11 protein-coding genes and 1 pseudogene are annotated in these 12,411 nt (G+C 63.4%); 9 read left to right on the top strand and 3 right to left on the bottom strand.

All coding sequences use genetic code 11. The annotated features are described in order from the left end of the window. The first annotated feature begins 24 nt into the window (after positions 1-24). On the top strand, positions 25-915 hold the full coding sequence (locus WT60_RS15505) for an alpha/beta hydrolase (protein WP_060356712.1): 891 nt from the start codon (positions 25-27) through the stop codon (positions 913-915). Positions 916-1,053: 138 nt separating this feature from the next. Here the strand turns inward: WT60_RS15505 and WT60_RS15500 are convergent. Both WT60_RS15500 and WT60_RS15495 read right to left on the bottom strand, forming a co-directional pair. After that, positions 1,054-1,722 (bottom strand): annotated as a pseudogene (locus WT60_RS15500) (MOSC domain-containing protein). A gap of 896 nt (positions 1,723-2,618) precedes the next feature. After that, positions 2,619-3,194 (bottom strand): recombinase family protein, encoded by a 576-nt coding sequence (locus WT60_RS15495; protein ID WP_004522586.1) that lies wholly within the window; start codon positions 3,192-3,194, stop codon positions 2,619-2,621. Between the two features lie 372 nt (positions 3,195-3,566). Here WT60_RS15495 and WT60_RS33730 point away from each other — a divergent pair, with 372 nt between their 5' ends. The 8 genes from WT60_RS33730 (at position 3,567) to WT60_RS15450 (ending at position 10,568) form a co-directional block, all read left to right on the top strand. Next, on the top strand, positions 3,567-4,577 hold the full coding sequence (locus WT60_RS33730; RefSeq protein ID WP_145986803.1) for a zinc ribbon domain-containing protein: 1,011 nt from the start codon (positions 3,567-3,569) through the stop codon (positions 4,575-4,577). A gap of 903 nt (positions 4,578-5,480) precedes the next feature. Next, complete coding sequence (locus tag WT60_RS15485; RefSeq protein WP_082759504.1) at positions 5,481-5,672, top strand: AlpA family phage regulatory protein; 192 nt, start codon at positions 5,481-5,483, stop codon at positions 5,670-5,672. After that, positions 5,669-6,193, top strand: a complete 525-nt coding sequence (locus WT60_RS15480; RefSeq protein WP_060356710.1) for a hypothetical protein — start codon at positions 5,669-5,671, stop codon at positions 6,191-6,193. Before WT60_RS15485 ends, WT60_RS15480 begins: the two co-directional genes overlap by 4 nt. A 329-nt stretch (positions 6,194-6,522) precedes the next feature. After that, the gene (locus WT60_RS15470) at positions 6,523-6,696 is read left to right on the top strand and encodes a hypothetical protein (RefSeq protein WP_082759503.1); all 174 of its coding nucleotides are present in this window, start codon (positions 6,523-6,525) and stop codon (positions 6,694-6,696) included. Then, positions 6,689-6,901 carry a hypothetical protein gene (locus WT60_RS15465; protein ID WP_060356709.1) on the top strand — a complete coding sequence of 71 codons (213 nt, stop codon included), beginning with the start codon at positions 6,689-6,691 and terminating at the stop codon, positions 6,899-6,901. The genes WT60_RS15470 and WT60_RS15465 overlap by 8 nt, the downstream gene beginning before the upstream one ends. After that, positions 6,894-7,241, top strand: a complete 348-nt coding sequence (locus tag WT60_RS15460) for a hypothetical protein (protein WP_060356708.1) — start codon at positions 6,894-6,896, stop codon at positions 7,239-7,241. Before WT60_RS15465 ends, WT60_RS15460 begins: the two co-directional genes overlap by 8 nt. 9 nt (positions 7,242-7,250) lie before the next feature. Beyond that, positions 7,251-7,577: a hypothetical protein gene (locus WT60_RS15455; RefSeq protein WP_060356707.1), complete on the top strand. Its 327-nt coding sequence runs from the start codon at positions 7,251-7,253 to the stop codon at positions 7,575-7,577. 126 nt (positions 7,578-7,703) lie between these two features. Continuing rightward, the gene (locus WT60_RS15450) at positions 7,704-10,568 is read left to right on the top strand and encodes a DUF927 domain-containing protein (protein WP_060356706.1); all 2,865 of its coding nucleotides are present in this window, start codon (positions 7,704-7,706) and stop codon (positions 10,566-10,568) included. 621 nt (positions 10,569-11,189) lie between these two features. Here the strand turns inward: WT60_RS15450 and WT60_RS15445 are convergent. Continuing rightward, positions 11,190-12,404: an integrase arm-type DNA-binding domain-containing protein gene (locus WT60_RS15445; protein ID WP_060356705.1), complete on the bottom strand. Its 1,215-nt coding sequence runs from the start codon at positions 12,402-12,404 to the stop codon at positions 11,190-11,192. Between the last annotated feature and the right edge of the window lie 7 nt (positions 12,405-12,411).

Raw genomic sequence — 12,411 nt, 5'->3', positions numbered from 1 at the left:
ACCTGACGATCGACGGAGGCCACGATGCCCGGCTATGCGTTTGCGACGACTCCCTTGCTGGACGTCGCGTATCTCGAATGGAACCCGGGCGGCGCGCGCGCCGCCGTGCTGCTGCACGGCTGGCCGGACAGCCCGGCATGCTGGAAAGCGGTCGCGCCCGCGCTCGCCCGCGCCGGATATCGCGTGCTCGCGCCCGCGCTGCGGGGCTTCGCGCCGACCCGCTTTCGCGACGCGGCGACGCCGCGCAGCGGGCAGCTCGCCGCACTCGGGCGCGATCTGCTCGATTTCGTCGACGCGCTGCGGCTCGAGCGCCCGGTGCTCGTCGGACACGACTGGGGCGCGCGAGCCGCGGCGAACGCATGCGGGCTGCGCGAGCGGACCGCGTCGCATCTCGTGATGCTGTCGGTCGGCTACGGCACGAACGATCCGAATCAGCCGCTGTCGCTGCAGCAGGCGCGCAACTACTGGTATCACTGGTTCATGGCGACGCCGCGCGGGGAGCGGGCGGTGCGCGACGACCGCCGGGCGTTCGCGCGCGCGATGTGGGACACGTGGGCGCCGGCCGGCTGGTACGCGCCGGGCGATTTCAACGAGGCGGCGATCGCGTTCGATGCGCCCGACTGGGCGGGCGTCGTGCTGCATTCGTACCGGCATCGCTGGGGCTTCGCGAGCGGCGATGCCGCCTATGCGGACGACGAAGCGCGGCTGAATCCCGCGCCCGTTTTGTCCGTGCCGACGCTCGTGCTGCACGGCGGCGCGGACACCTGCAATCACCCGGACAGTTCCGCGTCGCGCGAGCGTTTCTTCGCGGGACGCTACGAGCGCGCCGTGCTCGACGGCGTCGGCCATTTTCCGCAGCGGGAGGCGGCGGCGCGGGTTGCACACGCGATCTCGACGTTCTGCGCGGATGCCTGAGCGCGGCGGGGCGACGGCGCGCGACGGTTGATGCGTGGCCGTTTCACGTTGCTTGCTGTCTGTCGTCTGTCGTCTGTCGTCTGTCGACGGTCGACCGTCGACCGTCGAGCGGGCGCGTCAGCTGTCGAGCCGCCTCGTTCAGTCCTCGACCGCGCCCGCATTCAGCCGTCGCTCGGACAACTGACGTCATGACGGCGGCAGCGCGTCGATGCGCGACAGCGCTTCGAGTGTGCCCGCATCGGGCGGGCGCCGGTACGGCACGTCGAGCATGCTCGACAGCGTGCCATTGCGGATGCGGCCGCTCGCGCAACGCGAGCTCGCCGTCGTGCTCGCCCCAGCCTTCGTCGAGTACGCGGTAGCGCCAGCCCGTTCGCCCGCTTTGCCGGGCGCACGCGGACATTTGGGGGAACCCGAAGCGTGCGTTGAGCTTCCGGCGCGGCTGCCGCGACTGCGGCACCTGCGGCGTCGCGCCGCCGAGCGTGCAGACGTCGCCGATGCGTGCGTCGCGCGCGATGATGCCGCGCGTCGACAGGTTCTCGCCGAATGCGCTCGGCCGCGCGAGCACGTCGCGCATGCCGATTCCGGCCGCTCACGACGGCTGGTGATCGAACGCGTAGCGATAACCGCCTTGTCGGGGCCGCCATGATGCTTGCGAGCGGCCTGCTCGTCACCGGCGAATCCCGTTTGGCCGAGCCGAAGCCGATCGCGCGCCGGTTGCTTGTCGATCGCGCTCGCCCGCGGCGTGCACGCGAGCGGTTCAATGGCGGCGATCAGCCGCGCGTCGAGCTTGGCGTTTACGGGTTGCATGCGCGCCGATCCGTTGATGCGCGCCCTGTCTCGCGCAGCGCGTCGAGCGCTGCGGCAAGCTCGCGCGTCCGGTCTTCGTTCGATGGCCGCAGCGGCTCGCGCGGCTCGTCCGCGTCGAAGCCGGCAGCGCTCAACGGGACCAGTTTCGGACGTTTGCGTGCGACGCAAGATTCCCCCGGTGCGCAGACGTCGCGTGCGACGCGTGACGAAGGGATGGGGCGATGGCCGCCGAGCCGGTGACGGGTGGCGCCCGGTGTGGGCGAATCGGAGCGAGCGGGAGTGCGACGGCGCACGCGCGAGCGGCGGCGGGAACGAGTAGCGGCGGGCCCGAATGAAAAAGCCCCGCGCTGCTGGTGTCAGGCGGGGCTCGATGCGGTGGCACGGTGGCGAAAAGCGTGTTCGCCGGCGGCCGGCGCCGCGATGAGCATCGGCGCGCTGCGCGCGATGCTTCGATGTCTGTTTGGTGCCAGGGCCGGAATGAAATTGTTCGCTGTGAGGCCAGTGCTGTAAGGAGATTGCTTGGAGGGTGTTGTGGAGTTGCCCCCGGAGTTGCCCCCGCGCTGCTGGCGCAGCCACTATACGAAGCGATCAAGGTCCATTCTTGCCTCGCCAGACGCGAAATTTTCTGGAGAGTTGGAGATAACGGCTCAACTCGGCTTGTCCGCCTTGTCTGGCGGGGCTTTGGCTATCTCCAAGTGTATCTCCAAGACACCTATTTTTCTGGAGATAAGTTTGGAGATAAGCGTCGAATGCATCGAGCCACGTCGACCAGCTCGCGAATTGCCCCGCCGTCTGGGACGCTGCGCGCAAAGAATCTCCCGTGCCGCCACTCCTCCGCGCGCAGAAACAGAAACGGGCCTTGCGGCCCGTGAAAAGTGATTTTGGTAGATGGGGCGTTACGCCGCGTCGCGCACTCGCATGATCGTCTGGCGGCTCGTGCCGAATTGTCGGGCAAGCGCGGCCACGCTCGCCCCCGCGTCCAGCTCGCGCAGCACGTCCGCCCGCTGTTCGTCCGACAGGGCGGACGGCCGCCCCATCGCCTTGCCTTCCGCCTTAGCGCGAGCGATGCCGGCATGCGTTCGCTCGATCAGCAGATCGCGTTCGAACTCGGCCACGGCGTTCAACACCTGCATCGTCATCCGGCCGGCCGCGCTCGTCAGATCGACGCCGCCCAAGGCGAGACAATGAACCCGGATACCGCGCTCGGCCAAACCCTCGACCGTGGCCCGCACGTCCATTGCATTGCGGCCGAGCCGATCGAGCTTCGTCACGATCAGCACATCGCCTTCTTCCATCCGGTCAAGTAACTTTGCGAAGCCCGGCCGCTGATCGGCGCTCACGCTCCCTGAGATGCTTTCCGACACGACGCGGCGCTTGTCGACCGAGAAGCCGGCCGCCTCGATCTCGCGTAACTGGTTTGCGGTGGTCTGGTCGGACGTGCTGACGCGGGCATAAGCGAAGGTTCGGGACATATCGGGCACTCAATCTGTACGAAATAGATGTCCGAATATAAGCGCCTGTCCAAAATACTTCAACCCTTATTTTTGGACAGGGCGAAAAGGGGTTGTCCGAAAGGGATCGGTTTCGGACATGTGTGTACGTCTAGACCTGATCTTTCAGTCAGCGTCAGGTCAGTTCTGAGATTGCTTGGACGTCATCTCTTCATCAAGGGCAGTGATCGACCCGAAGCGGGCATTCGTCCCTCTCAATAGCGGCCGTTCGTCGCTTGGTTTTCACCACACGCCCGCAGGGCTGTCAGATGCATAATAGTGACAACAATTCGTTGTTATTAAGCACCTCGTCAAGAGGTTACAAACAGAGATCGCACTATGCCGGTAAATGGCGTGACCGAAAAATTCGACCCAGATAAGCTTAAAACCAATGCGCTAACGTCCATCAGACTTGGCGTCGAGGACTTTACGCGTAGCCAGCTTGCGGAGGGTGGCGATCCCGACCGCGCACTGTCAGCATTGCGCAATCTGTTTGCCGGAATACTGCTTTTGTTCAAGTACCGCATTGCGACCGAGGCGGGAAGTCCAGCGGACGGTTACGAGTTGATTTTCAAAACTGGTGAAATTCTTCCGCAGCCTGACGGGGTGGGAGGTTTTGAATGGCAGCCGATGAAGTTCGGCAACACCACGATTGACGTCCCTGACATCAAGAAGCGATTCGAAGCGTTTGGGATAGCGACCGATTGGAAAGTCATCGAGGCTTTGCAAAAGGAGCGTAACAACGTCGAGCATCTTCACCCTCAAAACGCAGCCGGGGTAATCGGAAAATTTCTTTCCGATACGTTTCCTCTTCTGAGCGAATTCATCCAGAAGGAGCTGCAATCTGCGCCCGCAACATTGCTGGGAGAGACTTGGAAAACGATGCTTGAGCATCACGACTTTTACAAGGCGCAAGCTGCGGCCTGCGAAGAAGCTTGGGCAGCGCTCAACGTACCTGATGACCTCTTGCCGGTCGTTCCTGACATGCAATGCGAAGATTGCGGGTCGTCTCTGTTGAAACCGTCGGGCGATGAGGAAGAGAGCAGTGATCTGGAAAGCGGTCAAGTGAATTACGTATGCGTCGGTTGTGCGCATCACGCGCTCATCGTACCGCTGCTCGAAGAGACACTCGTCGAGTTTGTCGGTGGTTACGACCCGTATAGCGGCGAGGAATCACCAACCGGAGAATGTCCGGAATGCCAACACCTTACTTTTGTACATGCCGAAGGCAAGTGCCTTTGGTGTGGAATGAAACTAGATCCAGAAGGTTGCGCACGCTGCGGGAACGCTCTTACGCTAGATGACTATGACAACAGTTTATGCGGATATTGCCAATATCAGGCGGATAAGCATCGTGATGACTGAGATTCGCGACGTGTGGCGGACACCGTTCGCAGAGAACCTTGTCGACGATCTGAAGGCTAATTTCGAAAGGCCGGTTGTGGCCGAACTGAGTCAGATGATCTGACGCTGTCTGCTTGATCTAGTCCAGCCTTATACAGCTCAGCTAATAGAGGCTGAGTATCAGCGACGGTAACACGAGCCAACGGCTATCTTAATTTAGACATAATCGACGGCGAGACCGACAAGGAATGGGCTCGGGGAGGCGATGGTGGCAATGGAAATAGGGCGAATTACCGTCAAAATCAATCGATTCGGCAAATTCTCACTCGATTGAGCCTAGGATACGGGTCAATCCCCTTTGCGGCTTGCAATCAGCGCGACATTGCGCTACTGCCTATCGCCCTCAGCCGCTGACACCACACGGAACGTCACGGAACCAAGCCGCACGACAAGGGATGCAAAGCGTCGTCACGTCACAAGCCGCTTACGCGGCGAGCACCGAAACAGTGCTTTTAGGGGCATACCCCTTTCGTTATAATTACACCCTTGTCGGCACTCAGACGAACGCCTGCGGCCCTTATGGGCTGTACGTTTCGGAGGGAGGATGCGGAAAAGCTTGGGTCAAGCAGACTGCGTCAAGCCGACAGAAGAGGTGCCGGGAGCGTGCTACCAACACAACCCCCGGCAATTTTTTGGGCATGGGAGCCTGTTCCGTGGAGGGAACAACACAGCTATCACATCTTTGTGGAAGATAGTGAAGCACTGTAGTCGATGTGAACAATAAGGTCGGTGGCGCGCCGCGTCAAGTCCTTCGCCGCGCCATGCGTGGAATTTTCATCGCCTACACTTTTTCGATAGTGCTGTAATTGTATACAGTATTGTCGCCCTTTCCTCCATCGGAGCAGGCCGTTTTCTAGGGTGAAAATGGCCTTCAAACTGCTTCGTCTTATCGGCGTCCTCGATACCGTCGGCGTCAAGAAAACAACACTGTATCGCTGGATTCGCGAAGGCAAGTTTCCAGCGCCGGTCCAGTTAGGTGCTCGTAGCGTCGGCTGGCGCGCGACCGACGTCCAGCAATGGGTCGAATCCCGTCAGTCCACACGGGGGCAGGCATGAGCGCGCACGCCCCGCTGATCAGTCGCGGCGGCCCGTATGGTCGCGCGATGGGCGCGGCCGTCACGGCCCGCGACGCCGCGTTCGTGCGTTGCCGCGACGCCCGACTCCGCAAGCTCGCAGGAATCCTCGATGACATCGAGGGCTGCTTCTGGAACCGTGGCGACGACGCCGGGAAGCTCGTAGCGATCGCCGTCACGCTCGCCTCGACGTTCGCGCTCGAAGCCCCGCACCTGACGACAAAGCAACTTGGCACCGCCTGCGAGAAGTTCGTCCAGGCGATCGCCGCTGCTGAACAGGATTCGGCGAACTATCGTCATCGGCAGTATCGACAGCTGCGAAAAGCCTATTGTGCGCTTTACAACGACATCGATGCGCAGTGCACGGACGTGACGCGCCGCTTGGAAGTTAGCGCCCTGTTGCGGGGCGTCGCGCTCGGCCAATCACTGGCGCAGGGCAGTTCGCAACTGGATATCGAACAGCTCAAGCTGGCGACTGCCGTGCTCAAGGGGGAGGCCGCCTGATGCTCGCCCAAAGTCACTTTGTACTCGGCAATACACGGCGAGGGGCGTCGCGATTTGCGTCGTCCAGCATCGCGCGGTATCCTGTGCGCGTCGCTGAGACAACAGCGACCGGGATTTGCAGCCCGACAGTTCCAAGGCGGACGACCGCCGCAGTGCGGTTTTTTTACGTCCGTATGCCTTCGTGCGCCTCTACGATCTACGGGTGGGCGACGGTGGGGAGGCTTCGGCCTGCCGGTTCCCTTGGACGCCGGTCTGCAAACCCTGCCGTCTGCCCGCCCACCCCATTTTGCAGTGGGGAGCGGGTTCAACCCGTCCAAGGAGGTCGCACCATGCGCCAGTCCACGCACGCCCATACCGGGCAATCCCAAGTCATCCAGTCGATCATCCGTTGCGCCTTGCGCGACGCGGCAACCGCCGACACATATCAGTCCGCACTCGACGCAACCGGCGCAGCACTGGCCGCCATCGCGGCGCTCGTCCGTGCAGAGGTGCGGCATGGCTAATCAAGGTCTGTTGCAAGAAGCCTCCATGATCGCCGCATGCGCCGCCGATCAATTCGCCAATCTCGAAGCCTTGTTCGACGCCATTCGTCAGCATCTTGACGAGTTCACCTACGAGCGCTCGCTGGTTGAAATGGGCCGCGACGTGGCGAGCCAGTACTCGGCCAGCATGCGTCACCTGTCGAAGCCGGAGGCGAGCCATGTCTGAGCAACGCATCCGTACCGCCGTTGTCGACGGGTTCGACAATGCCCCGCCGCTCGATACGGGTGCGCCCATCGAGTTGCAATTCGCCGTCGACCTGGGGGCAATCTGCGCCGACGCGTGGCTCGACCTGAAGGGTAACGTGCGCCTGCACGACTATGCCGCGCATCAGGCCGCCGCGTTCACGCGCGGGCTGGAAACGGCCATGCAGGAAGCGGGCGAGGTCGAAGCGCACCGCGTCGCGGTCAGCCGGCAAGCGTTCGCGGCCGGCCTGATGGGGCGCGTGCAGCAGCACCTGTTCGCGGCGCTCGGCCTCGTCACGCGCGAACCGCGCACGACGCACTGAGGGGCGGTCATGGCAAAGACGAACAAGAATGCCGTGCAGCCGCTCGCGTCGGACTTCGTGGCCGAGGTGAACCGGCCGGACCGCAACCGCGTCGGCACGCGGATCAGCGATGCGATGGAACTGCTGGACAGCCTGCATTGGGCGGCCGACAAGGCCATGTCCGATGACGACTACTGGCTTGTGCTGAGCCTGTTCCGTGCGTCCCTGCCGTCGATCGGCGCGGCGCTGGAGGCAGCCAACGACGCCCTTGGCGAGTCGCGGCTCGGTCGCTACGTCTACAGCAACGACGTCACGGCCGGCGGAGCGGTCCTGTCGGTGCCTCGCGCGGCCGGCTGACGCCCCGCCGCTAGGCATCGTCGCATCATTCAATTCTTCGCGCGTCGGGGCGCTGCTACCCGATATGGACTACTAATCGGAAGCCGGCCGACGCGCGTCCAGTGGGAACCTATGAGTAACGCACCCATGTCCGAAATCGAGCGGGCGAGAGTCGCGCTTGGCTATGTTCCGCCCGACGACCGCGACACGTGGCGTCAGGTGGGAATGGCGCTCAAGGCCGAGTTTGGCGAGGAGGGCTTCGCCCTCTGGAACGAATGGAGCCAAGGCGCGCAGAACTACAACGGCAAGGACGCGCGCGATGTGTGGAAGTCGTTCAAGGGCGGCAAGATCACCATCAACACGCTGTTTCACCTTGCCAAGCAAGGCGGCTTCGATCCGCGCGCGCATCGAGCGAAGCCGGTCGATCCAGCGGAGCGCGAGCGGCAGAAAGCCGAGCGCGCGGCCCGCGAAGCGGCCGAGCTGGCCGAACTGACCGAGAAGCAGCAAGCCGCGTCGGCGCTCGCTGAATCGATCTGGTCGGCGGCCGAGCCTGCGCCGGCCGATCATGCGTATCTTGTTCGCAAGCGCATCCCGGTCGACGCGCTGCGCGTCTATCGCGGCGGCTTGTGCATCGGCACGGCCGCGTGCGACGGCGCGCTCGTCATCCCGGCGCAGGACGCGGACGGCAAGCTGTGGACGCTGGAATTCATTCTCACGGACGGCCAGAAACGCTATCTGCCGAACGGTCGCAAGGCGGGCTGCTTCTCGCTGATCGGTGGCCCGTTATCTTTCGCGCCGTCCATACTGCTGATCGGCGAGGGTTACGCCACGTGCGCGACGCTCGCGGCCGCGACCGGCTATCCGGCCGCTGTCGCCTTCGACGCCGGCAACCTGCACGCGGTCGCGACGGCGCTGCGCGGCCAGTATCCGGACGCGCGCATCGTCGTATGTGCCGACGACGACCACACGACGAAGGGCAATCCGGGTGTGACGAAGGCCCGCGCAGCGGCCGAGGCCGTCGCCGGCATCGTCGCCGTGCCCGACTTCGGTCCGAACCGCCCAGCAGCCGGCACCGATTTCAACGACCTGGCGGCGCACGCCGGCCCGGATGCGGTGGCCGCCGCCGTGCGCGCTGCGCTCGCACCGGCCGGCTCGGCGGATGCGGGCAAGCCCAAGGTCGCGCCAGCCGCCGCGAAGCCCGCCAAGCGCCCGAAAACGGCCCGCGCGCAGGACGGCAAGTCGCGGTTCGTCGTTGACGATAAGGGCGTGTGGTTTCACGGCTTCAACAATCAAGGCGATCCGCTGCCGCCGCATTGGGTCAGCACGCGTATCGACGTGATCGCGGAGACGCGCAACGAGATGAACAGCGAGTGGGGCTACCTGCTCGAATTCACGGATCGCGACGGCATCCTGAAACGATGGGCAGTGCCGGCCGGCCTCTTTGCCGGCGACGGCACGGAGCTGCGGCGCATGCTGCTCGATATGGGCGTGAAGCTTGGCGTGACGCAGATCGCCCGCACGCAGATCGCGAACTATGTGCAGATGGCGCAGCCGGACGAGCGCGTGCGCTGCGTGCCGCGCGTCGGCTGGCATCACGGCGCGTTCGTGCTGCCCGATCGCGTCATCGGCACCGGCAAAGAGGCGCTGATCTATCAGGCCGATACGCCGATTCAGAGCCAGTTCAAGGAGCGCGGCACGCTGGACGACTGGCGACGCGAGGTCGCGGCCTACTGCGTCGGCAATAGCCGGCTGCTGTTCTGCGTTGCAACCGCCTTCGCTGGTCCGCTGCTGCACTTCTCCGGGCTTCAGTCGGGCGGCTTCCACCTGCTCGGCACGACATCCAAGGGCAAGTCGACGGGCGGCGTCATCGCCGCATCCGTGTTCGGCTCGCCGGACTACGTGCGGAGCTGGAAGGCGACCGACAACGCGCTTGAAGCCGTCGCCACGCAGCATAGCGATGCGCTGCTGATCCTCGATGAAATCGGGCAGGTCGAGCCGCGCTTGGTCGGCGATGTCATCTACATGCTTGCCAACGAGTCGGGCAAGGCCCGCGCGTCGCGTAGCGGCTCGGCCAAGCCCGTGCTCACGTGGCGGCTGCTGTTCCTGTCGAACGGCGAAAAGAGCGTGTCCGCGCTGATGGCCGAGGGAAACAAGCCGATGAAGGGCGGTATCGAGGTGCGCTTGCCCGCGATCCCGGCCGAGGTGGGCGAAATGGGCGTCGTGGAGAAGCTGCACGGCTTCCCGACGCCGGCCGCACTGGTCGAGCATCTAGAGCGGCACGCCGGCATGCACTACGGCACGGCGGGGCCGGCGTTTATCGAATGGGCGTCGTCGCAGGCCGGCGAGCTGGCCGAGCATCTGCGCGTGCGCGTCGACGAGCTGGTCGGGCAGTGGGTGCCGGACGGTTCGCATTCGCAGGTCGCGCGCGTCGCTAAACGGTTCTGCCTCGTTGCAGTGGCCGGCGAGCTGGCGACGGCGCACGGGCTGACCGGCTGGCCGCAGGGCGAATCGGTCGAGGCTGCGCGTCGCTGCTTCGAAGGCTGGCTCGAACTGCGCGGCGGCACCGGCAATTCGGACGAAGCGGATGCGGTGCGTCAGGTGCTGCACTTCCTCGTCGCACATGGCGACAACCGTTTCGTGTGGATGAACCGGGCGCAGGACGACCATCGACCGAACGCGCCGCACCGTGCGGGCTGGAAACGACTCGTGAAACACGACAAGAGCAGCGTCGCCATTGAGTCGGATCAAGCGTATTACGCCGAGTTCGGCGAGAAGATGAGCGCCGAAGACGCGGAAAGCGTCGAGACGGAATACCTGATCGAATCAACCGTGTTTCGCAAGGAAGTATGCGCCGGCTACGATCATCGGATCGTCGAGAAGGCTTTGATGAAGCGGGGCGTGCTGATGCCGCGCAGCGATGGGCGTCCGTATCGACAAGAACATATCCCCGGCATGACAAAGCGCCTCATGGTGTATCGCGTCCTGCCGTCCATCTTCTCGCTCGAAATCTAAGCTGCACCGCCGCCGTCCGGGAGGGCGGTGGCGGGCATTCCTTTGCGCGGCATTTTTTGCCCGTGCGTCAAAGTTACTTTGAGCGATCCGCTCCAGACGGAACTGGGTGGGCGGTTGCCGCGAATCTTGCAGCACCCGTAACAATCCGGGTGTGTTTATCTCCAGTATCTCCAGCGCTCTCCAAATCGTTTGGAGATGCGAGAAGCCTTACCCCATAAGGCTTTTCGGCCGATTCAGGCGTTTATCTCCAACTCTCCAACTCATTTTGCACTGAGCGGACAGGTATCGACCGTCTGCGTCGACCGCAAAGCCATACGGAGCGCGGATCTCCGGGATTCGAGGGGTGTCGACAATGTGTTTTCGAGGGGGGTGTCCGCGATGCGCCCCGCTCGGGGATTGTTACGCCGGCCGCAAGTGTCAGGGCGGGCGGAAAGCGGGGGACCCTGCGTCTAGGGTAAAGACGCGGGGGCTCACACCCGCGTCCTTTCTCTACTGATGACGGATACAGGGGGGGCACATAATAATAAAGGGACAAATCATCGAAGGACTCGATTGATAGCCCGTGTCGGATTTAGTGGTGGGAAACGCCCGAGAGGGGGTCATACGCGTGGCGGCACGGGTCTATCTTGCCGCCGCGATCGGAATGATTTCTGCCCCGGCCTTGAGCTTGTCGAGGTAGTCCGCCCACTGTTGCATCATCGAACGTCGTGCCTTGATGAATTTTGTTCGGTTGTACGCCCGCCCAAGGCTGTCAGGGACGGTATGCGCTAGTTGGTGCTCGATCACTTCCGGCTTTTCCTCCAACTCTTCATGCAGGATCGTCCGTGCCATTGCCCGGAAGCCGTGACCGGTAATCTCGGTGCGAGTGTCGTAGCCAAGCCGACGAAGGGCTGCATTGATAGCGGCCTCGCTCATCGGCCGACTTCGGTCGCGCGCACCGGGGAACACGTAGACGCCTTCGCCAGTCAGGGCGTGAAGCTCGCGCAAAATCGCAACCGCCTGTGTAGCCAGCGGAACAAGGTGATCTGTTTTCGTTTTGTTGACGAAATAGCGCCACTCGCCCCTGTCGAGCTCGAATTGTGACCACTGCGCCTTGCGTAATTCGCCGGGGCGGACGAACAGCATCGGGGCTAGTCTGAGCGCGCAGAGAACTGGGAAAGTACCCGTGAAGCCGTCGAACGCGCGAAGCATCTCGCCAACTTTCTCGGGCTCGGTGATCGAGGCAAAGTGCGTTGTCTGGGCGGGCGGAATGGCATCTACCAAATCACGAGCTGGATCGGTTTTGCAGTGCCCCTCTTTGATGCCGTAGCGGAATACCCGGCTTATCTCGCTGCGGATGCGATGGGAGGTAAATCTCGCTCCGCGCCCGTCTACGCGCTTCAGTACAACCAGTATCTCCGGGGCGTCGATTTCAGCGATAGGGCGCTTGCCGAGCCACGGGAATACGTCGTTCTCCATGCGGGCGAGCGTCTTGTGATGCTGCGCTGGCTCCACAGTCGTCTTGCGCTCGTCCATCCAGCCGCGGGCGACAACCTCAAACGAATGGGCGGCCGCGAGCAGGCTGGCTCTTTTTTCCGCCTTCTTCGCTTCACCCGGATCGATGCCGGCAGCGAGCTTTTCACGGGCTTCGTCGCGCTTCTTCCGTGCGGCCGCCAATGAAACTTCCGGGTAGACGCCGAGCGAGTAGCGCTTTTCCTTGCCCCCAAACCGGTATTTGAGCCGCCACCACTTGCCCCCGCTCGGGGCGATTTCTAGATAGAGGCCGCCTCCGTCGAACAGGCGCACGGCCTTGTCGGCAGGTTTGGCGTTCCGGATGGCTGTATCGGTTAATGGCACGGGGGCA

Origin of the sequence: Burkholderia sp. MSMB617WGS, assembly GCF_001532025.2 — a bacterium.
GTDB classification, from domain to species: Bacteria; Pseudomonadota; Gammaproteobacteria; order Burkholderiales; family Burkholderiaceae; genus Burkholderia; species Burkholderia savannae.
The sequence above is the reverse complement of the archived record's forward strand: the minus strand, read 5'-3'. Positions and strand labels throughout refer to the sequence as shown.